This is a genomic window from Flavobacterium sp. IB48, assembly GCF_016405855.1.
Lineage (GTDB): Bacteria > Bacteroidota > Bacteroidia > Flavobacteriales > Flavobacteriaceae > Flavobacterium > Flavobacterium ginsengisoli.
Genome location: NZ_JAEFCA010000001.1, coordinates 77,032 through 99,110 on the forward strand (window position 1 = coordinate 77,032; position 22,079 = coordinate 99,110).

Below are 22,079 nucleotides of genomic sequence, written 5' to 3' on the forward strand. Positions count from 1 at the left end.
ATTTTGATTTATCATATTAGATAGAGTTTTTTCTTTTTTTAGTGATAAGGCACTACTACTCGTCCTAGTTTCTTCGAAAAGCTATTCAACAATTTAGAATAGTCAATAACCATACTCAAAGTTTCTGAATTGTCTTCTTGCGGATTGGTTAAAAGAGAATTCTTTAATTCTGCTATAATTGCAGACACCAAATACCATCGCATAGCAAATATGGTCTCAGAAACATTTTGTTCAATCGTTTCACTTTTTTGTTTCGGAAAAATATTCTGTCCTTCCCAATTATGAATAGTCAACCTTTCGTCTTCCATTAAAATATTGGTCACTTCCTGAGCAAATTCAGGCTCCAAATGCATTAAATATTTATCTAAACTAAATTTCTCATTCTGATTATAAAAATCAATAATATTAGTGTAAATATTTTTAAATAAAACATTCGACAATTCTATCTCATCTTCCTGAAGGCTTAAATATATTTTTTGGTATACTTTATATTGCCTTTTTTCAGAAACCTCTTTTACATTTCCTTCTTCATCTGCTTTCAAGAAAACATCTTCAAAATCTTCTACTATACTTCCGTATAAAAGCAGAACCTCAATGACTTTTCTTTCAAATTCATATAAGATATCTACTTTTTGAGTTTGTTGTGAAGGATAAAACCCTGGATCTCCAGGATAATCGTAACCTTCTGGCGGTCCTGTTCTTGGATCTTCTGGATCTCCTCCTGAAAACGTTCCTGTTTGTGCAGGCTGATTTCTAACTACCTCAAAAGGTTTTTGTTCTTGTTTCTGCTTTTTATTCGCTTCAGCAATATCTTTCTGAATTAGCTGTGCCAAAGTACTTGTTAGAACCTGCTCTGAAATATCCATAATTCGAGCACATTCCTGAATATATACTTCTCGCTGAATACGATCTGGTATTTTAGAAATACTTGCAACCATATCACGAATTAGATCTGCTTTTTTAATAGGATCGTTTTTAGCTTCGCCCATTAAGATCGAAGCCTTAAACTGTATAAAGTCTTTACTATTATTTTCTAAGTAAGCAACTAAATCATCATGAGAATTTTTTCGCGCAAAACTATCTGGATCTTCTCCGTCAGGAAAAGAACAAACTCTTACGTTCATTCCTTCTTCCAGAATTAAATCGATTCCTCTAATAGAAGCACGCAAACCAGCAGCATCTCCATCAAAAAGAACGGTGATATTTCTAGTAAGACGATTTATCAAACGAATTTGATCTGGTGTTAATGCCGTTCCCGAAGATGCCACAACATTTTCAATTCCAGCTTGACTAAACTGAATCACATCGGTATAACCTTCAACCAAATAACAATTGTTCTGTTTGGCTATAGATTGTTTGGCATGATAAATTCCGTAAAGTACTTTACTTTTATGGTAAATGTCACTTTCAGGCGAATTTAGGTATTTTGCTGCTTTTTTATCATTGGTTAAAATACGCCCCCCAAAACCTAAAACACGACCCGACATGCTTTGAATTGGAAACATTACACGTCCTTTAAATCGATCAAACGGACGGTCTTCTCTTGGAATTGTTAAACCTGTACTTTCTAAAAATTCTAATTTATAACCTTTCCCAAGGGCTTCTTTCGTCAAAGCATCCCAAGTTTCTGGAGAATATCCTAAATTGAATTTTTTAATGGTTTCATTGGTAAATCCTCTTTCTTTAAAATAAGATAAACCAATTGCTTTTCCTTCTTCAGAATTAATCAAAACATCCTGAAAATATTTGGCTGCAAATTCAGAAACCAAGTACATACTTTCACGAAGATCTGTATTTGCTTTTTCTGCTTCTGTCTGTTCTGTTTCTTCAATTTCGATATTGTATTTTTTAGCTAAATATCGAATGGCTTCTGGATAAGTAAACTGCGAGTGTTCCATTAAAAATTTAACAGAGTTCCCGCCTTTTCCTGTACTAAAATCCTTCCAGATTCCTTTTGCTGGCGAAACCATGAACGAAGGCGAACGCTCATCTGAGAACGGACTCAAACCTTTAAAATTACTTCCTGCGCGTTTTAAATTGACAAAATCGCCGATAACCTCCTCTACTCGAGCAGTTTCAAAAACAGAGTCAATGGTGCTTTGTGAAATCAAAGTGTATTAAATTTTAAAAGTTGAGAGCTTGCAAAAATACGCAAATCTTGTTGGACTTTTAATCATTTTAAACCAAAAAAAGCATCTCTCTCGAGATGCCTTTTCACTAACTAAACTTAATTTTATTTTTAATTAAAATCGAAGCGTAATCCTAACGAAATATTATTTTGATCAACACTATTTTTTTCAAATAAAGGCTGTAAATCGTATTTCAAATACAAACTTGCTGATTTGTAACCAACGTATGTACTTAGCCCATAATTAAAATCATTTACGTTGAAATTGCCCTTTGTTTTTTGCTTTACATCATTTCCAACCTCATCATCAAAACATAAAATTTGTTTTGATTTCACTCTAAATCCTGCATAACCTCCTATACCAATTCTAGCACTTTTATGAGATTTAAAATAATTAACTCCATCTCGAACTTCTTTCTTAGTAAAATCAAACTCCAAATGCAATGGTACCATTACATATACATTTCTAAATCGGGATTCGTCTAAATGTACAGGGCTTGTCACTAAATCGGTTTGTGCGCCATTTTTTTCAAAATAACGATCATCTGTCGCCCGCAGATTATTATACATCAGAGACATTCCGTATTTAAAATGCAACAAATTATCGTCTTTTAAAATTCTAGTGTTCCCAGTTATCCCCCATTCATAAAAGTGAGACGGCAAATATTTAAAATCTGAATGCGCAACTTGACCATCTGTCACTAAATTATTTACTCCAAAAGCAAAAACGAATTGAGTAGTAGTTCTTTTTGATTGGCGTTTATCAACATCTTTTTGACCATGATACACTTTCATAGAAGTAAGATTAATGATTGTTTGATCCTCTTTATCACAATCATTACAATCTCCAATTACAATTTTTGCCCCTTTGTTTTTATTTGTATTTTCTGTCTCAATTTTACCATCAACTCTATCTTGAACTAATTGGCTTAATTTATTTTCTTCGATAGCAACATTTGTTTCAATAGCAGCGGCACGAACTTTTGCTCTATTTAATTTAAGTTCTTCTCCTTTTTCTTTAGAAATTATTCCTTTTGAGACTTGATTATCTAATGAATCTACTTCTATTTTTAAAGCTTTCTTTTCGTCATCTGTTATTTTTGTAATTTGATCAGCAATCGCTTTTGCCCTTACTTCAAATGAAATTTCTTTAGGATCTCGTCCTTTATTTTCTCCAGTTTCTGGAACAGTATTTTCTACCACTTCAAGTTTTACATCTTTAAACCAAATTTGGCCAGTTCCGTCTAATAAAACTCCATAAGAAATTGATGTTGCATCCTTTGGCACAAATAAAACAACTTCATATTTTGTCCAATTAGTTGAACCTTTTATAGGTCTGTTCTGCATATTATCAAAAGCAAGTACGCGAGCTGAATAATAATCGACACGCATCCAAAGTCCAGCCCATGAATTTACATTTTCTGTCTTTACATAAGCAGTCATTTTAAGCGTTTTATCCTGATATAAATTAGATTTTATTGTCTTCGTAAGACTCCCAAAACCTTTAATTTTACTTTGAACTGATTTTATTGTAAAGATATTTTGATCGGTAGATTCCAGATTTTTCTCAAAATTCATTTCATATTTTACAGGGTCATGTTGCCAATAAGTCCAGTCTAAAACCTTTTTATAACTGCCACTCTCTTGTGCTGATAATTTAGTTGCCAAAGCAACTATCATCATTGTAATTAATATAATTTTTTGCATGATTTTCGTTTTTTGATTGATGATTGATGATTCTTTATTTATTCTTCGTAATTTCTATTTGCTATAGCACTTTTTACAGCTTTCAAATTTTTATTAAATTTATCTAGCGCAGACTCTCTATAAGATTGATTTAATTCTGTTTCGGCATTTAAAAGCAAATCGTTAGGATTTACTGTAACCGCTTTTCTGTTTTTTCTAATTATTTCGTCAGTAGTTTTTGTTTCGACTTTACCATTAACTTCTGCCAATAATTGTTCTGCCGAAATGTATTTGCTTTTATTTTCAGATTGGTGATTCTTATTTTCAAAAGAACTAACTGTTGCACTATCTCCTTTTAAATCATCCTTAATTGAAGACTCTACTTTACTTGCAAGTTGTTCTGAATTCTTGTTTTGATTATGAATTTCAACAACAGCTTGAACATGTTTCATTATTCGTTTCGGATTATGGTTATTAATATTTATAACCTCATCTTTATTTACTCCTACTACATTTAAAGTGTCTTTATTTATTTTTTGTTCTAAAACTATTGGTGTATTCTTTTTAATTTCTACAGTTTCGGAACGATTAAAATAGATTGTGCCGACCAATAAAAACCCTACAAAACTTGCCGCGATATAAAGCCATTTTTTGCTTTTCTTAGGTTTCTTTTCTTCTGTCACGCTCAACATCGCATCCAATCGATCCCAAGCTTTATTGCTTGGTTCTATTTCTCGTTGATTTAGCTTTTCACGGAAATCCTTTTCAAAATTATTCGGTTCCATTATCTTGTTTTTTTAAAATAGTAATTTGTGTTTGCAACATTTTTCTAGCGTGCGATAATTGCGATTTCGATGTTCCTTCATTAATTCCTAACATCTTGGCAATTTCATTGTGTTTGTAACCTTCAATTGCATATAAATTGAAAACCATTTTATACCCGTCTGGCAAAGCATCAATTAAATACTGAATCTGTTCTACAGTAAAATGACTGTCAATTTCATTAAATCTTTCTTCTACAAAAAACTCATCTTCGGCAAATTTTACTTTTTTCTGAACTCTTAAGTAGGAAATGCATTCGTTAACCATAATTCGGCGGATCCAACCTTCAAAACTTCCTTTGTGTTCAAAGTTTTTCAAATTTGTAAACACTTTCATGAAAGCCGTTATCATTACATCTTCTGCTAATTGAATGTCTTTTATATATTGACGGCACACACTTAACATTTTAGAAGAATATTTACCATAAATCTGCTGCTGTGCCTGACGATTGTTCTCGACAGCCAGCTTTATGATTTTGGTTTCTTCTTGATGCAATGGTATAATTTTCATTAATAAGCTTTTGGTTTTGGTTTTAGAAATAGACTTCTATTAGCATAGACGATTGTCGATTTGAAATGGTTGCATGAAGTATGAAAAATTTTCAAAAAAATAAATTCCAAAAACGAGATTGGGTTATTGGCTCTTATTAATGTAAACTTAAGTAAACTTCTCACATAAGACATACTAATCTCTAAGCATTCTTAAATACATTGAGAATTTCCTTAAACGTTATTAAAGCAAGTTTTTCTAATTAATACACATTTACGTATTAAATCTATTATATTTACTTTCGAAAAATTTACCAAAAACAAACCTAAAACCAATTAAATGAAAGACAAATTTTACTCAATTCTAGTTCTTTTTATTGCCGTTTTTTGCTGTAAAAACTGCTCTACTGAATACATTAAAGGCGGAGACAACAAAGCAATCTCTAATTATGAAAAAATGCTTTTCGACAATTCAACAATCCAAGCGGAATTATATGATGAATATAAAGAGACTACGATTAAAATTGCTGGCATACCAATGAAGACCTACAAATTTAGGTATCATTTTGATTTGGATGGGAACACTTATGAAGGAGAACATACTTTTGACGTTGACCTTCCAAAATCAAACAAATTGACTGTTTACTATCTTAAAGGTGACCCAGATTTTAACCTTGCAAATCCAAAATCAGAATTAGCAAAGGAAAAAGAAAAAAACTCCTCCAATAGTAGTTTATATTGGGCTATTGGCTGGGGAATATTTAGCTTGATGGCATTATTTGGCGTTATCAATGAATTTAAGAAAAAACCAGAATCCGAAACAGAAATTGAAACAGCAGAGTAAAATTTGCTTCATTATAAACAAAAACCTCTTTTAAAATTTTTAAAAGAGGTTTTTGTTTATCTTATATTTAAAGTCAATTTTTAATTGACAATTTTTCAATTAAAAATTTATTTCTTTCTCTCAATAACATAATTCACCATCAAAGTCAGCGCATCTTTATACTCAGAATCGTCAAAGTTTTGAAGTAATGCAAGTGCTTCCTGCTGGAATTCGACCATTTTGTTTTCGGCGTAAGCCAAACCATTATTATCTTTTACAAAAGCAATCACTTCTTTTACGCGTTTTTTGTCTTTGTTGTGGTTTTTAATAGAGTTTATCAGCCACTTTTTTTCTTGTGGAGTACAAGTATTTAAAACGTGAATTAAAGGCAAAGTCATTTTTTGCTCTTTAATATCTATTCCAGTTGGTTTTCCGATAGCTTCTTCACTATAATCAAATAAATCGTCTTTGATTTGAAATGCCATTCCAATCAGTTCACCGAATTTACGCATGTTTTCTACCTGTACATCATCTTCAATTACGGCTTTCGCGCCAAGCGCACAACAAGCGGCAATAAGCGTTGCGGTTTTCTTTCTGATGATTTCGTAGTAAACATCTTCGGTAATATCAAGTCGACGTGCTTTTTCGATTTGAAGCAATTCTCCTTCGCTCATTTCGCGAACGGCTACAGAAATGATTCTTAACAAATCAAAATCGCCATTATCTATTGAAAGCAGCAAACCTTTAGACAATAAATAGTCTCCAACCAAAACGGCAATTTTGTTTTTCCAAAGTGCATTGATTGAGAAAAATCCGCGACGGCGATTACTATCGTCAACAACATCATCGTGTACTAAAGTAGCGGTGTGAATAAGCTCAATTACTGACGCTCCTCGATAGGTTCTTTCGTTTACAGTACCGCCTGAAACCATTTTTGCAGTCAGAAAAACAAACATCGGACGCATTTGTTTTCCTTTGCGGTTTACGATATAATAAGTGATTCTGTTTAGTAAGGCAACCTTAGAAGTCATCGACTCATGGAACTTTTTTTCGAAAAGTTCCATCTCGTTAAAAATGGGCTGCTTTATTTGAGATGTAATATTCATTTAGACTCCAAATATACTATTTTAAATAAAAATACGTTGTGTATTTTAGGTTAGGATTTAAATAATTTATGCCTTAACCTGAAAAAAAACTCCAAAAATAGCTCTAACTAATACTGATTTGAATTCATTAACTTAAAAGAACCCAAAATTATTATTTTATGAAAACAAAGCTTTTATTAATTAGTACTTGTATTACTATGTCTTTTTTCGTCAGCTGTAATTCTGATGAAAAAACAAATGACGGATCGGGATCGACAGCGGCGATTACCAACGATGAGATTATAACCAACTCTAAAATCGATGCTTCTGTAGAAGATGTTACTAATATTGCCGAAGATCAATTTAGCTCTCAGCTCAATGTAAATTCAAAACCAAGCGGACCTATAAAAAATTATCTTCCTAGCTGTGCTACAATTACTACCGTTTTGACCAATAATACTTGGACAAAAACAGTAGATTTTGGTGTTGAAGGCTGTACTTTAAATAACGGAAATACAGTAAAAGGTAAAATGGTTGTTTCTTTTGCAAACGATTTTACTTCTTCTACACAAACAATCAGCTATACTTTTGAAGGATTTTATCATAATGGCAAAAAAATTCAGGGAAGCAAAAGTATTGTTAGAACCATTAAAGAGACTAATTTGTTGGTAACACCTCACCCAGTTTCTACTGCTTCTATAGATTTAACTATTACTTTTGATGATGGAAAAGTTTATTCTAGAAAAGGAACTTTAACAAAAGAAATGACTTCTGGTTATGACACATGGTTTGATTGGGATGATAATGTCTTTATGATTACCGGAAGTGGCACTACAACTTTCCCTAACGGAGATACTTTCTCGGCAGAAATTACAACTCCATTAGAGTTTGATGCGTCTTGCAGAAAATCTTTTGCAGTAAAAGGAATTGTTTCTATAACTAAAAATGGTGCTACGGCAACAATAGATTATGGTAGCGGAGAGTGTGATACGCTTGCAAAAGTAACAAAAGACGGAGTTACTGAAGAAGTAGATTTGAAAAAATAAACATCCTTTTTGTCCAGTAAAAAAGCATTAAGAACAAGAATTGTTATCTCGTTTTTAATGCTTTTTTTTATCGTTAAAAACCGATCAAATGTCCCTATGGGACACAATTATCATTATGAATATTTTTTTTCTACCAACGAGATATTCCTAACGGAATATTTTTTAGCAAATATTATTCTGCTTCTTTATTCGCTAATTGTCCACAAGCGGCGTCAATGTCTTTTCCTCGACTTCTTCTCACTTTTACAACTACCCCGATATTTTCTAAAGCTTTTATGTAAGCCATAATTGATTCTTCTGAAGCTTGTTGGAATTCACCATCATCAATTGGATTATATTCAATTAAGTTGACCTTACAAGGCACATATTTACAAAACTTAACCAAAGCATCAACTGAAGCTTTATCGTCGTTAATTCCTTTCCAAACCACATATTCGTAAGAAATTTTGCTTTTAGTTTTTCTGTACCAATATTCTAAAGCCTCTCTCAGATCTTTTAGAGGGAAATTTTTACTAAAAGGCATAATTCGAGCGCGCGTTTCGTCTATCGCTGAGTGTAGAGAAACTGCTAGTTTAAACTTCACGTCATCATCTGCCATTTTTTTAATCATTTTAGGAATTCCTGAAGTCGAAACCATGATTCGTTTTGGAGACATTCCTAAACCTTCTTCAGAAGTAATCATGTCGATTGCTTTAATGACATTGTTGTAATTCATTAAAGGTTCTCCCATTCCCATAAAAACAATATTCGAAAGTGGATGATTGTAATACAAACGGCTTTCTTTGTCGATTGCTAGCACTTGATCGTAAATTTCGCCTGGTTCTAGATTTCGCATTCTCTTTAATCTTGCAGTTGCACAGAAATTGCAATCTAAACTACAGCCAACCTGACTAGAAACACAAGCCGTAGTTCTGGTTTCAGTCGGAATTAAAACAGACTCAACTACAAGTCCATCATGAAGTCTAACGGCATTTTTTACTGTTCCGTCGCTACTTTTTTGCATTGTGTCAACCTTAATATGATTGATTACAAAATTATTTTCAAGCATAGACCTTGTAGCTTTTGCTACGTTTGTCATGTCCTCAAAACTGTGAGCGCCTTTACTCCATAACCACTCGTAAACCTGATTTCCTCTGAAAGCTTTATCTCCATTTTCAACAAAAAAATCGCGAAGCTGTTCTTTTGATAAGGCTCTTATGTCTTTTTTCTCCATTTGCATGCTGCAAAGTTAATTTATTTCCAGTGTTTTCTAAAACTTAAAGCATTTTACCTCCTTTTTTTCTTGATTTCTTTTCAAAAAATAAAACAAGAAAACCAATATCGCCATTCTCAACCAAAACACGCAACAAACTAAAAAACAAATATTTACACAAAACTTCATTTCCTTAGAATGGGCATAACCATAGCATTAATAAGCCTTTGCACTCTTTACTATAATAATTTAATAAAAGTTTAGCCATGATTTTTATCATTTCATGTTCTTCACGCGCGCGATAATTTTGGTCTAAGAAATAAGGATAGCTTTTGATTCTTTAACCACTAATTGAATCTTAAAACTTCCTGATTTGAATGATTAACCTATACTTTATCAACATGAAAACAATTCAATCATTTTTACTGACAATTATTTTTACAACAATGGCATTAGAGGCAAATGCTCAAAAAAATTATAGCATAGCTGCAAACTCAACTTTTGAAGTAGCGGGAACCTCTACAGTACACGACTGGGTAATGAAATCTACAGAAGGAACGGGAAGCGCTAACTTAATTATTAAAGATTCTAAACTTGCCAGCATAAATAGTTTAAGTGTTTCCTTATTGGCTGAAAGCCTAAAAAGCTATAAAGCCAGCATGGACAAAGTAGCTTATGAGGCCATGGATACTGAAACACATAAATATATTGAATACGTATTAAAATCTGCAGAAAAAATAGATGACAACACTTGGAATCTAACAGGAATTTACACTATTGCTGGAGTGAGTAAAGAATATAAAACTCAGGTAAAAGTAACTACTAATAAAGGGAGCATCATTTTACAAGGTTCTAATCAAATTACTTTTGGCGATTTTGAAATGACACCTCCAAAAGCTGCCTTGGGAGTTGTAAAAGCAGGAAAAGATCTAACTGTAATTTTCAATATTATTTTAAGCTAAATCTTGATGTTAAAAAATCTTCATTTTTAACATTTTATCTCTTCGAATTAAATGTTAAAAAATAGCAATTCAATAAAATCAAGCTTCTCTTTTTGCTTAACTGATCAATTCTATAGAAAATGAAAACGTTGTAGTTATTAAATACCTATTTAATAAAATTTTAACAATGATTTTTATCATGTATAAAGCTGATTTATAGAAGGATCTTTGATACAAGTTAAAAACAACATTCTTAGTACTAAATAGAAACTGGCCGACTATTAACTTATTTTTTATAATATAAACATGACAAAAATGAAAACAAGTACATTAAAACTTTTCGCCGTTGTAACAGCATTTTTAGGAATCAGCTCTTTTGCAACAGCACAAAAATCATATGCTTTAGACAGCAAGTCAACTTTTTCTGTTGCGGGTACTTCTACGCTTCATGACTGGGAAATGAAATCAACTTCTGGAACTGGAACAGCATCATTAAATATTGCCAACGGAAAACTAACCGACATTGAAGCTTTGACTGTAACTCTTTTAGCCGAAAGCGTAAAAAGTGAGAAAAAAAGTATGGATAAAGTGGCTTATGAGACTTTAAAAACAGACAAAAACAAAAACATTAAATATGTTCTTAAATCTGCTGAAAAAGTAAATGAAACAACTTGGGAATTAACTGGAACTTATACCATTGCTGGAGTTAGCAAAGCTTACAAAACTACTGTAAAAACAACTGTTACCGCAAATGGATTAAATCTTCAAGGAAGCAACAAAATCACCTTTACAGATTTCGGAATGAAATCACCGACAGCAATGCTTGGGACAATAAAAACAGGTCAAGACCTGACTATAAAATTTAATTTAAACTTTAATTTATAAACGCCATGAAGAAAATTTATATTCTATTCGTTACATTGATCAGCACATTTGCTGTTCAGGCACAAGTTAGTTTTGGAAACATGCAAAACCAAATCTCTAGAGGAAAAGATGGTATCAATGTTTTTGACGTACAAAAAGATACTAGAGAATTTAAAGGTCTTAGTATTGATCTTGGTGGTGCTTTCAACATGGATTTTCAAGCAACAAATTCATTCAACGATCAACCTGCTAACATTACCACTACGACTACTACTCCTAACGGAACTACCACTAGAACAATTTCAGGATATCGCTTAATGAATACTGAAAACAATTTTACGCTTCCTGCTGCTGACATGTATATTGGTGCTCAATTGTTTGACGGGGTAAGAGTAAATTTAGATATTTATTTAGCTTCAAGACACCATAATGATTCTTATGTAAAAGGTGGATACTTACAAATTGACAAATTAGACTTCATCAAAAAAGATTTCCTGGCTGATTTCATGAAATATGCTACAATTAAAATTGGACAAATGGAGAACAATTTTGGTGATGCTCATTTCAGAGGTTCTGATAATGGTAATACAATCCGAAATGCATTTGTTGGAAACAACATCATGTATTCTTTCACTACAGAAATGGGTATGGAGGTTTACTACAACAGAGACGGATTGGTAAGCATGTTAGGTGTTACAAATGGTAATTTAAATCAAAGTAATGAAGAAGTTTTTTATACTAGCGGACCAAACACTAATACAACGCATAGTCCTTCAATCTTAGCTAAATTAGGTTATGACAAACAACTTAATGAAGATTTAAGAGTAAGATTAACTGGTTCTCTTTATCACAATGCAAATCTTGGTAACGCAAACATATATTCTGCTAACAGATCAGGATTTGGTTATTGGGGTATATTGAATAATAATCCTTATAAAAATACCATTACTAAAACCGATGCTAACGGTGTTGTTACTACAACTACAACCGATGTTGCTACTAGTTTTAGTAAGACATCTACTCCAGAGGCAACATTCAATCCTAATTTCAAAAATTGGGCTACGACATACATGATTAACCCTTTTGTAAAATATAAAGGACTTGAATTCTTCGGAACAATCGAATTGGCTTCAGGAGGTGATAAAGCGGGTACTGACGACAAACGTACAGCTAATCAATATGCTTCAGAGCTTATTTACAGATTTGGAGGAACTGAACAATTCTATATCGGAGGAAAATACAATACCGTATCTGGAAAATTATCTAATGCTGACGCTAAAAAGGTTACCGTAGATAAATTTGAAGCAAGCGCTGGTTGGTTTATGACTAAAAACATTTTAGCTAAATTAAACTACGTTAATCAAAAATATAAAGATTACTCACAATTTACAGGAGACCCTGCTACTGGAAACCTAAACAACTTTTATGGTGGTAAATTTGAAGGTTTAGTATTCGAAGCAACCATTGCGTTCTAATATAAAAAAAATGAAAACAAGATTTTCAATATTAATTATGGGTTTAGCAATGTTCTTTTTATTAGGAAGTGCTAAACCCACTTTTTTTCCAGAAGATACGGCTGTGGTAATAAATAAAATAAAGATAGAAATCACAGGTTTATCAACTGTCGGCAAATACAATTGCTCCAATACCTTTGCTATAAAAGATACAGTCTTTGTAAATTCAATCAAAAAAAACACTTTTAATACCGACATTAAAATGTCGAATTTTGATTGCGGCAATAAAGTAATGACTAAAGATTTACAAGGAACTGTAAAGGTTAAGAAATTCCCGAATAGTACTGTTTCCATTAGTGATATAAAACCTTGCGGAAAAAATTACAAATGCAAACTAAACTTTTATATTACCGACAAAACACTAAAATACAAAGATTTTATATTATACAATAACGACGACAAAATTCAAGGAACTTTGAGTTTAAAATTCTCTGATATTGAATTAGAAGCTCCCGTAAAAATGGCGGGATTAATTAAAGTTAAAGATGATATTGTTATTAATTTCAGTCTATATAAAAACTAATTTTTCGCAAAAAAAAATTAAACAGCAAGCGCACAAAAATCAAAATTTGGCACAAGAATTGTTTTGCTCTCAAAAGAAAAAATAATCTTACAAAGAGCTCAATCATTTTAAAATTTGTAATTTTATTTTTCAGCCATTTAACCTTTAAGTTTTATCAACCTAAAAAAATTGAAATTATGAAAAAACAAATTTTGACATTAGCTGTAATTGCTTTATTAGCATTCGCTGTTCAATCATGCGAGAAAAAAGAAAACAAACCTGCGGAAGACGAATTAACTCTTGGCAACAAAGTTGATTCTCTAACAACAGATATCAAAGAAGTAAAAGATAGTGCAGTAAGCAAAGCCGAAAATGCCGCTACTAAAGCAAAAGATGCGACAGAAACTGCAGCTCAAGACGTAAAAGATGCTACTAAAAAAGCCGCAAATGATGTTGAAAATGCCGCTAAGAAAACAGCAACTGACGTAAAAGACGCTACTAAGAAAGGAGCTGAAAAAGTAGAAAATGCTGCAAAAGCTGCAAAAGACGGAACTGTAAAAACAGCTAAAGATGTAGATGCGGCTTTGAAAAAATAAACTTCATCTAAATCCTAACAGAAACCATTCGCAAAACGAATGGTTTTTTTATGCCCAATCGCAAGCAGATATTTTTGTATTTTTGTCTTCAAATTACAAGATACTACAACATGCATTTTATATCTCAAGAACTAGAAGATTACATCGAACAGCATTCTGAAAAAGAACCAGAATTACTGGCGAAACTAAATAAAGAAACCTATCAAAAAATACTTTTGCCAAGAATGCTGAGCGGTCATTTTCAAGGCCGTGTTTTAAGCATGCTTTCTAAATTGATTCGTCCTGTAAATATTCTCGAAATTGGTACTTATACCGGTTATGCAGCTTTATGCTTATGCGAAGGAATGCAAGAAAATGGTCAATTACATACAATTGATATCAAAGAAGAATTAATTGATTTTCAACGAAAATATTTTGATATGTCTCCTTGGGGAAAACAAATTTTTCAACATTTAGGTGAAGCCGTAAATATTATTCCAGATTTAGACTTAAAATTTGATTTGGTTTTTATTGATGCCGATAAAGAAAACTACTTGAACTATTGGGAAATGATTGTTCCAAAAATGAATAAAGGCGGTATTATTTTATCGGATAATGTTTTGTGGAGCGGAAAAATTCTGGAGCCAGTTCATCCAAACGACGTTAGCACAAAAGTACTTTTAGAATACAATCAGCTTTTAAAAGATGATCCGAGAGTAGAAACAGTTTTATTACCAATTCGCGATGGATTGACGGTTTCGAGGGTAGTGTAAGCTTTTGCTTCTAAGATAATGAGGAGCTAAGGTTCTAAGTTCTTTTTAAAGATGCTAAGTTTCTAAGATTCTAAGCTTTTAAACTAAAAATATACTATTGGGTTGCCTCCAGCTTTAGCTGGAGGAACATAATCTAAAATAAAGGGCTTTAGCCAAATTAAGTAATCTTAATTTGGCTAAAGCCTTTCATTTGTCCATAAAAAAAAACCTCCAGCTAAAGCTGGAGGCAATTAATATATAAACCTTAGTATCTTAGTATCTCAGAATCTTAGAAACTTAGCACCTTAAAAAAAATCTATCCTGGAAAATATTGTGGTTTCAGTTTTCTATAAACTAAATAAAGTAAAAATCCGAAGAGCGCTCCAAAGAAATACCCAGTAAGAATATCACCTGGATAATGCAATCCTAAATAAATTCGACTGTAAGCAAAGATTAAAGGCCACAGAAATAAGAATCCTAAATATTTAAAGTAACGTTTTAAAATCAAAAATAAGAAAGTCGCAACCGCCATCGTGTTAGCTGCATGCCCTGAGAAAAAGCTATATGATTGCCTAACTTGAACAACACGAATAATAGTATTTACTTCAGGATCATTACATGGTCGCAAACGCTGGAAAGTATGTTTGAATAAATTACAAGTCTGATCTGTAAAAGCAATCAGAATAGCAATGAAAAGCAATAAATACAGGGTTTGTTTTCCTCCTATTTTTTTATAAATAAGATAGAATAGAAATAAGAAAAATGGCGTCCAATACAACTGATTGGTTATAATAAGCCATAATTTGTCGAATGTTTCAGAACCTAATCCGTTAAGAAAGATTAAAAGTTCTTTATCTAATTCCTGTATTTTTTCAAGCATTACATTTGGCGTTTAATAGGTCCAGAAAGGTTATCAATATCTTCTTTTACTTTTTCTATTTCAGTTGCAGTATCTCCTAAAAGGTTTCCTGTATCTCCAAGTAAATTAGATTTTGCATTATTAATTTCTGCATTGATATTTCCTGTAAGATCATTCAAAGATTTCGCATCAAGACCATTTGCCTCTGCCCCTTTCTGAATTTCACTTTTAATATCATTAGTTGCATTTTTTAATTGAGCCATTGCTTTCCCCATTGTACGCGCAATTTCTGGCACTTTATCAGAACCAAAAAGCATTAGCACTATAAACAGTATGAAAACTAATTCTCCTCCTCCTATACCAAACATAACTTTTATTTTTGTTGTCGCAAAGATATTAAACTTTTCAGGTTAGTGTTTTAAAATTAACTTAAAAAGTCCTTTAAAATGCATTTCCTAAAAAGAAAAAAGTTCATCAAGCTTTTAAACCTGATGAACTTTTCATTCTAATCCTTATTCTATTTAGTCAAATTTCGACTTTGTTTCTACTTTTGGCCAAGAGTTATTGGTTACATCAATATCTGCTGTTAGCAATTGTGGGTCAATTTGAATACTCTTAATTGCTTTTGTAGTAGCATAAACCTTCTTAGCTGTATCATTACTTTTTCTCCAGATTTGCGCTGGGTATTTGTAATTATCTTTAGAACCATCTTCATAAGTAATCTCAACTAAAATAGGCATAATCATTCCGCCTGGTTTATTAAATTCTACTTCGTAGAAATACTTTGGAGATTTAATAGAAGCTTTTTCTTCAGCTGTAAAAGTCTGATCTACGTAATCTGCCAAAGGCTTGAAATCTTCTATTTTTAAAGCTTTTTTCTTAGAGCTATTTACTTCTGCATTATCTCCGGCAACCAAGTAAACAAATGGCCCTTTTTCGAATCCAAAACGTCCTTTTCTCACTTTTACATCTTTAATATCTGTCGTCGGAGTATCAGAAACATAATATTGTTTTACATCTTTAATTCCAATATCTACAAAATCTGTAGAATAGAACCATCCTCTCCAGAACCAATCTAAATCTACTGCAGAAGCATCTTCCATTGTTCTAAAGAAATCTTCTGGAGTTGGGTGCTTAAATTTCCATCTGTTTGCATACGTTTTGAATGCATGATCGAATAATTCTCTTCCCATAACTACTTCTCTTAAAATATTAAGACCTGTAGCTGGTTTTCCGTAAGCATTATTTCCAAATTGGTGAATTGTTTCAGAGTTTGACATAATTGGCTCCAAAAACTTTTGATCACCACTCATGTAAGGAACAATATTTTTAGCTGGTCCTCTTCTTGAAGGGAAAGTTGGATCTAATTCCTGTTCTGCTAAATACTCTAAAAATGAGTTCAAACCTTCATCCATCCAAGTCCATTGACGCTCATCTGAATTTACGATCATTGGGAAAAAATTATGCCCTACTTCGTGAATAACAACACCAATCATTCCATTTTTCACCTCTTTGCTAGTCACTCCATTTTCGTCCGGACGACCAAAATTCCAGCAAATCATCGGATATTCCATTCCTTGATCTTCTGCAGAAACAGAAACTGCTTTTGGATAAGGATAATCAAAAGTATGTGCAGAATAGCTTTTTAAAGTATGTGCAACAGTCATTGTTGAAGTTTCTCCCCAAAGCGGATTTGCTTCTTTTGGATAAACAGACTCTGCCATTACCACTTTATTATTCAATTTTACAGCCATTGCATCGTAAATGAATTTTCTAGAAGAAGCAATTCCGAAATCACGAACATTTTTAGCACTGAATTTCCAAGTTTTTTTCTTGTCAGAGAAACCTTTTTCAGCCGCCTCTGCTTCTGCCTGTGTTACAATAACAACAGGTTTGTCAAATGATTTTTGTGCTTGCTCGTATCTTTTTACTTGTTCAGCTGTAAATACTTCGCTTCTGTTCATCAATTCTCCAGTTGCATCGATTACGTGATCTGCAGGCACTGTAATATTTACATCAAAGTTTCCAAAAGGAAGCGCAAACTCTCCACTTCCCCAGAATTGCATGTTCTGCCATCCTTCAACATCATTGTAAACCGCCATTCTTGGATAGAATTGTGCAATTACATATAATTTATTACCGTCTTTCTCGAATAGTTCATATCCTGAACGACCGCCTTCTTTTCTATAATTGTTGATATTGTACCACCATTTGATTGAGAAAGAAATTTTCTCTCCAGGTTTTAAAGGCGAAGTCAAATTAATACGCATCATGGTTTCATTGATCGTATAAGACATCGGATTTCCTTTAACATCCTTAACTTGCTCAATATTAAAACCGCGCTCTAAATCTTTTTTCAAATATTTAGAAGAAAAGCCATCAAGTGCAAGAACCTGACTAATTTTATCGCTTTCCGCCAATGTGCTTTGCGTATTTGCTCTTGCTTGATTTTGATCTAATTGCACCCACAAATATTCCAGACTATCTGGCGAATTATTAGTGTAGGTAATTGTTTCAGACCCGCTTAATTTTGAATTTTTATCATCTAATTCAACATCAATTTTGTAATCTGCTTGCTGTTGGTAATAAGCTGGCCCTGGAGCTCCAGAAGCCGTACGAAACATGTTTGGAGTTGCCAACAAATCGTACATTTGGCTAAACTTGTTGGTATCGTACTTACCTTCTTGTTTAGCAGGTGTGGTTGTTGCTTTCTCCTGCGCCACTAACATTGCAGGAAAAAGTAATAATAATGAAAGTTTTTTCATAAAAATTTAATGGTAATTTCTTTAGGCTGTGAAAATAGTAATTAAAACATTAATTTTACCAATACATTAATATTTTAACAATTCTTTCCTTGAAGATTCTGTAAAAAGAACACTTCTTTTGGTATCAAATGCTGAAATATGTGTAATGTTTTGCTGTTCTGAATTCCAATCTACCAAAATCGTATTTGAAATTTCAAGTGTTTTAAACTTATCTATATCCTTAATTCTAGAATAACACACCAAAACATCGTCAGCTTCAACTTCTTTAGATAAAAAAGTTATCACTTTTGATTGCCCGTTTACTTTAATTAAAAAGTGTTCTGACAAATATTTTTTTAATAATTCAACATCTGCTGGAGTCTCTTTACTTGTACCAACAAACGTCTTTTTGTGATACTTTTTCTCCATTGCATTATTCAAATCATCAATAAAAATGCGGGAAGTAATTTGCAGCATCTTCTTTTCTGCCGCATAATTTACTTGAAAAACACCTACATAAAATTTATGAAAAGCAAATGCAGAAGACAACATAAACAAAAGCCCCAGCAAAGGGAAAATTAACTTTTTTTTCATTTTTGAGTAGCCTCAGCTTTCTTAAAATCTTTATTCTTATTAATCATAAAGTCCATTAATTGAAACTTCTGATCTGGATCTACTAATTGTTTAGAACGAGGATCGTTTGAGCAGTACATTAAGAAAAGTTCAATTTCATCGTCTTTCAAATTAAGCGTCTTAATATAAAAGTCTTTTTTAAAATTGTCTTTAGCATATTCTACAAAAGCAATATCTGTAACTTCTTCGTCTTTTACTTCGTCTTTTTTACTCAAAAGTTTTTTGACATCTTTAAAAATTCGAACAAAATCAGTTCCATATTTTATAGTCTGATCCGACATCATTGCATTATTTTTCGCTGTAGACTGGTTATCGTCCTCAAACTGCATATCTACATACTTCTGCGAACCACCTTGTAACGCTTTTACTTTTAATTCTTTATGAACAACAACTTCTTTAAGCTGATTGTTAACCAAATCTAATTTTACTTTCAAAAGAATCTCAGCACAATCTTTTTCAGTTAAAACTATTTTTTTTGATTGAAATGTGAGGCCAGAGAATAGTAAAGTATCTTTTGGCTGTGCAGCAATATCAAACAAACCGCCGGCACCAATAAATGTCCTAACATTTGCATTGATATTCATTACATAACCACTTTCTATGGCTAAAAAATCATTTATAACCTGACCGTGTAATGGTTTCCTAAAACCGTTTTGTCCTAATACAAATTGACAAAATAAGCAGACAACGAGTACTCCTAATTTATTTTTCATTTTCGAGAATTGTTAGATATTTTCTTGCTAGATCTGTGATTAAAAACATACTCATTGTTTTGTTTTTAGTATTCAAAGATACAGCAAATTCAGTATCATCGACACAAAATAATTGAAATCCTTTAATATCATCTACCGGAATTTTCAATCGATCTGTGTAATAATTCTCATCAAAAAGATATTCTAACTTTCTAAAAAGCATTTCTTTTTTCTCTACATTGACCTCTTTTTTCAACATTGCAGTTCGTCCCGAAATCTTATTCAAAAGCTTATCAATCGAAGTTGAAGTGGCGGTATAAACTTTTCGCTCGGCAGGCGTATATTTTTTTTGCCCGTAGGGAATAATCCCTAAATTTTCAGCCGTTATGTTAGCATTTTCATTAACTACTACTTCTTTTAATTCAACTTCTTTAGCAGTCATTTTCACAACTAAAGAACTAACAGTCAAATCTTCTGCAGATATTCGACGTCTAACAGGCTCTAAATTTACAGCGGAAAAAACCAAAACATCTCCTTCGCGCACTGCAATCGAGAAATTACCATCAAAATCTGAAATCGTAGCTGCTTGTGTAGCGTTATTTATAATATTTACCCCTTCAACCGGAGTCGACTGCTCCTGTACCTTTCCTACCAAAAGTTTAGCGCTATTATTTTGTCCAAAACCAATCTGAACAAAAACAAAAAAAACAATAATCGATATAAACCTACTTACCCTCACCAGCAATCATTTCTTTATACTTTACAGCCAATTCTCCTAAAAGAAACTCTGTAGAAGTTTTATTTTTAGAATTCAAAATCACAGTAAACTTATCATTTTCAATAGCATAATATTCAAAACCTTTCACATAGTCTGCTGGAATTTTTAATCGATCAATAAAATGGTCCAGACTAAACATATTCTCCAAAAGTCTCATGAAAAATTCCTTTTTCTCAACCGCAACTTCTTTTTTAAGCATAGCAGTTCTTCCTGAGAAAAAATTTAATAAAGGATCTGCAGAAATAGAACCTCCAGCCATAAGAGAACCTTCAGCCCCTGACTCGCTATTTGCTGTCGGATTTAATGCCGTTGCGGTCTGCAATTTGCGCTCTGCTGCAGTATATTTCTTTTGCCCCATAGGAATTATCCCTAAACTTTCAGCATTAATATTGTCATATCGTCTCACAACAACTTCTTGCAATTGATACATTACCATACTAAGGCTAACCGTAAAATTAAGGTTTGAAAAATCCTCTTGTTTCAGCAAAACTCGTTTTTCTTTAAAGCTTATCGAAGAAAAAACCAGAACATCATTTTCTTTTGCTGAAATAGAAAAAGATCCAGATGAATTTGTCATTACTGTTTCTTCTGTTTGTGCATTAATTACATAAATACCCTCTAAATCGGAGGTATTCGAAACTACTTTACCATTAAAAACAGAACGATCCTGACTTTGAGACCAACAAGCTTGGCTCGCCACGACAATTAAAAAACAAGTAATTTTTTGAAACAAAATAAAATAAATTAGAAATATTCTTAAAACGGTAAAAATATCTCAAGTCCTTCCAAATTTAATATTAAGAACTTGGTAAAAATATGTTAATTAAACCATTAAAAACTTAAACAAAAACAGAGTTTTTAATATCTTTAACAAAATTTGAGTTTAAAAACCATGAAAAGCATTATTATTGCAAGCACTTCTACCTTGCACGGAGGCAACTACTTAGAATATCTTTTGCCTACGCTAAAAACACATTTTAAAAACTGCAAAACAATCTTATTTATTCCGTATGCGCGTCCTAGTGGAATTTCGCATGACGAATACACAAAAAAAGCAGCTGAAGCTTTTGCAACAATCAACATTGATGTTAAAGGAATTCACGAATTTGAAAATCCGCAAGACGCGGTCAAAAATGCAGAAGGAATTTTTACAGGCGGAGGCAACACTTTTTTACTAGTTACTCAACTTTACAAAAACAACATTATGCAGTTACTCTCTGAAACTGTAAAAAACGGAACTCCTTATCTTGGATCTAGTGCAGGAAGCAATATTTGCGGTTTGTCGATGCAAACCACAAACGACATGCCTATTATTTATCCGCCAAGCTTTCAAACTCTAGGATTAATTCCATTCAACTTAAATCCGCATTATTTAGATGCCGATTTACAATCTAAACACATGGGGGAAACTCGCGAAACCAGAATTAAAGAGTTTCATGCATTCAATTCTATTCCAGTTTTGGGTTTAAGAGAAGGAAGCTGGTTAGAAGTTAAAGGCGAAAAAATCACTTTAAAAGGAGATTTGTCCGCTCGTTTATTCAGACAAAACGAAATTCCGACAGAGTTAGAAACAGAAAGCGACTTAAGCAATCTGAAATAATTTTAAAACCATATAAGTCATATAAGTTCATTTAGAAGCTAAATTCAAAAACTTACTTCAACTTAAATCACTTATATGGTTTTAAAAAGAATAGAAAACAAAAAAGCCTCAAACAATGTTTGAGGCTTTTGAAGAGCGAAAGACGAGGCTCGAACTCGCGACAACCAGCTTGGAAGGCTGGAGCTCTACCAACTGAGCTACTTTCGCATTAATCGGGTGCAAACTTAAAAAATTTAATTTTTAAAACAAAATAAAAATCAAAAAATTTATTTTCACAAAAGTAAAACGTGTTTACTTTTAGAGCGAAAGACGAGGCTCGAACTCGCGACAACCAGCTTGGAAGGCTGGAGCTCTA

At 32.5% G+C, this 22,079-nt stretch carries 22 protein-coding genes and 2 tRNA genes (1 of these 24 running past the window's edge); 9 read left to right on the forward strand and 15 right to left on the reverse strand.

What is annotated here, in order from left to right; translation table 11 throughout:
* Positions 1–38 precede the first annotated feature (38 nt).
* The 4 genes from dnaG to JC605_RS00390 all read right to left on the reverse strand — a co-directional run bounded on the left by dnaG (position 39) and on the right by JC605_RS00390 (position 5,146).
* A complete protein-coding gene (dnaG, locus tag JC605_RS00375) occupies positions 39–2,111 on the reverse strand; it encodes a DNA primase (protein WP_198854356.1) in 2,073 nt (690 codons plus the stop codon).
* A gap of 128 nt (positions 2,112–2,239) precedes the next feature.
* Positions 2,240–3,835: a hypothetical protein gene (locus JC605_RS00380; RefSeq protein ID WP_198854357.1), complete on the reverse strand. Its 1,596-nt coding sequence runs from the start codon at positions 3,833–3,835 to the stop codon at positions 2,240–2,242.
* A 38-nt stretch (positions 3,836–3,873) separates the two neighbouring features.
* Positions 3,874–4,599 carry a hypothetical protein gene (locus JC605_RS00385; protein ID WP_198854358.1) on the reverse strand — a complete coding sequence of 242 codons (726 nt, stop codon included), beginning with the start codon at positions 4,597–4,599 and terminating at the stop codon, positions 3,874–3,876.
* A complete protein-coding gene (locus JC605_RS00390; RefSeq protein WP_198854359.1) occupies positions 4,586–5,146 on the reverse strand; it encodes an RNA polymerase sigma factor in 561 nt (186 codons plus the stop codon). Before JC605_RS00390 ends, JC605_RS00385 begins: the two co-directional genes overlap by 14 nt.
* 318 nt (positions 5,147–5,464) lie before the next feature.
* Between JC605_RS00390 and JC605_RS00395 the strand changes: the two genes are divergently transcribed.
* On the forward strand, positions 5,465–5,968 hold the full coding sequence (locus JC605_RS00395) for a hypothetical protein (protein ID WP_198854360.1): 504 nt from the start codon (positions 5,465–5,467) through the stop codon (positions 5,966–5,968).
* A gap of 107 nt (positions 5,969–6,075) precedes the next feature.
* Here the strand turns inward: JC605_RS00395 and JC605_RS00400 are convergent, their stop codons facing one another.
* Positions 6,076–7,053 carry a polyprenyl synthetase family protein gene (locus JC605_RS00400; RefSeq protein ID WP_198854361.1) on the reverse strand — a complete coding sequence of 326 codons (978 nt, stop codon included), beginning with the start codon at positions 7,051–7,053 and terminating at the stop codon, positions 6,076–6,078.
* Between the two features lie 158 nt (positions 7,054–7,211).
* Between JC605_RS00400 and JC605_RS00405 the strand changes: the two genes are divergently transcribed.
* Positions 7,212–8,078, forward strand: a complete 867-nt coding sequence (locus tag JC605_RS00405; protein WP_198854362.1) for a hypothetical protein — start codon at positions 7,212–7,214, stop codon at positions 8,076–8,078.
* A gap of 172 nt (positions 8,079–8,250) precedes the next feature.
* Here the strand turns inward: JC605_RS00405 and rlmN are convergent, their stop codons facing one another.
* Positions 8,251–9,297, reverse strand: a complete 1,047-nt coding sequence (gene rlmN / locus JC605_RS00410) for a 23S rRNA (adenine(2503)-C(2))-methyltransferase RlmN (protein ID WP_177210825.1) — start codon at positions 9,295–9,297, stop codon at positions 8,251–8,253.
* A 350-nt stretch (positions 9,298–9,647) separates the two neighbouring features.
* Here rlmN and JC605_RS00415 point away from each other — a divergent pair, with 350 nt between their 5' ends.
* From JC605_RS00415 to JC605_RS00440, 6 genes are all read left to right on the forward strand, one after another.
* Complete coding sequence (locus tag JC605_RS00415; protein ID WP_233073996.1) at positions 9,648–10,232, forward strand: YceI family protein; 585 nt, start codon at positions 9,648–9,650, stop codon at positions 10,230–10,232.
* Between the two features lie 294 nt (positions 10,233–10,526).
* The gene (locus tag JC605_RS00420) at positions 10,527–11,096 is read left to right on the forward strand and encodes a YceI family protein (protein ID WP_233073997.1); all 570 of its coding nucleotides are present in this window, start codon (positions 10,527–10,529) and stop codon (positions 11,094–11,096) included.
* 5 nt (positions 11,097–11,101) lie between these two features.
* Complete coding sequence (locus tag JC605_RS00425) at positions 11,102–12,550, forward strand: hypothetical protein (RefSeq protein WP_198854365.1); 1,449 nt, start codon at positions 11,102–11,104, stop codon at positions 12,548–12,550.
* Between the two features lie 10 nt (positions 12,551–12,560).
* Positions 12,561–13,112 carry a hypothetical protein gene (locus JC605_RS00430; protein WP_198854366.1) on the forward strand — a complete coding sequence of 184 codons (552 nt, stop codon included), beginning with the start codon at positions 12,561–12,563 and terminating at the stop codon, positions 13,110–13,112.
* A gap of 176 nt (positions 13,113–13,288) precedes the next feature.
* On the forward strand, positions 13,289–13,687 hold the full coding sequence (locus tag JC605_RS00435; protein WP_198854367.1) for a hypothetical protein: 399 nt from the start codon (positions 13,289–13,291) through the stop codon (positions 13,685–13,687).
* A gap of 110 nt (positions 13,688–13,797) precedes the next feature.
* Positions 13,798–14,439 carry an O-methyltransferase gene (locus JC605_RS00440; protein ID WP_198854368.1) on the forward strand — a complete coding sequence of 214 codons (642 nt, stop codon included), beginning with the start codon at positions 13,798–13,800 and terminating at the stop codon, positions 14,437–14,439.
* A 295-nt stretch (positions 14,440–14,734) separates the two neighbouring features.
* On the opposite strand, the gene JC605_RS00445 is transcribed toward JC605_RS00440, so the two are convergent.
* From JC605_RS00445 to JC605_RS00475, 7 genes are all read right to left on the reverse strand, one after another.
* Complete coding sequence (locus JC605_RS00445; protein ID WP_198854369.1) at positions 14,735–15,298, reverse strand: phosphatase PAP2 family protein; 564 nt, start codon at positions 15,296–15,298, stop codon at positions 14,735–14,737.
* On the reverse strand, positions 15,298–15,645 hold the full coding sequence (locus JC605_RS00450; RefSeq protein WP_198854370.1) for a twin-arginine translocase TatA/TatE family subunit: 348 nt from the start codon (positions 15,643–15,645) through the stop codon (positions 15,298–15,300). The genes JC605_RS00445 and JC605_RS00450 overlap by 1 nt, the downstream gene beginning before the upstream one ends.
* A 153-nt stretch (positions 15,646–15,798) precedes the next feature.
* Positions 15,799–18,042 carry a M1 family metallopeptidase gene (locus tag JC605_RS00455; RefSeq protein ID WP_198854371.1) on the reverse strand — a complete coding sequence of 748 codons (2,244 nt, stop codon included), beginning with the start codon at positions 18,040–18,042 and terminating at the stop codon, positions 15,799–15,801.
* 66 nt (positions 18,043–18,108) lie between these two features.
* Positions 18,109–18,615, reverse strand: a complete 507-nt coding sequence (locus JC605_RS00460; RefSeq protein ID WP_198854372.1) for a DUF6702 family protein — start codon at positions 18,613–18,615, stop codon at positions 18,109–18,111.
* Entirely contained in the window at positions 18,612–19,367 is a 756-nt protein-coding gene (locus JC605_RS00465; protein ID WP_198854373.1) for a hypothetical protein, read from the reverse strand. Before JC605_RS00465 ends, JC605_RS00460 begins: the two co-directional genes overlap by 4 nt.
* The gene (locus JC605_RS00470; RefSeq protein WP_233073998.1) at positions 19,357–20,001 is read right to left on the reverse strand and encodes a carboxypeptidase-like regulatory domain-containing protein; all 645 of its coding nucleotides are present in this window, start codon (positions 19,999–20,001) and stop codon (positions 19,357–19,359) included. Before JC605_RS00470 ends, JC605_RS00465 begins: the two co-directional genes overlap by 11 nt.
* Before the next feature lie 70 nt (positions 20,002–20,071).
* Positions 20,072–20,857, reverse strand: coding sequence for a carboxypeptidase-like regulatory domain-containing protein (locus JC605_RS00475; protein ID WP_198854375.1), 786 nt, complete (start codon positions 20,855–20,857; stop codon positions 20,072–20,074).
* 159 nt (positions 20,858–21,016) lie between these two features.
* Between JC605_RS00475 and pepE the strand changes: the two genes are divergently transcribed.
* Positions 21,017–21,724, forward strand: coding sequence for a dipeptidase PepE (pepE, locus tag JC605_RS00480; RefSeq protein ID WP_198854376.1), 708 nt, complete (start codon positions 21,017–21,019; stop codon positions 21,722–21,724).
* 134 nt (positions 21,725–21,858) lie between these two features.
* Here pepE and JC605_RS00485 read toward each other — a convergent pair.
* Positions 21,859–21,931, reverse strand: a tRNA-Gly gene (locus JC605_RS00485).
* A 94-nt stretch (positions 21,932–22,025) separates the two neighbouring features.
* Positions 22,026–22,079, reverse strand: a tRNA-Gly gene (locus tag JC605_RS00490) (it continues 119 nt past the right edge of the window).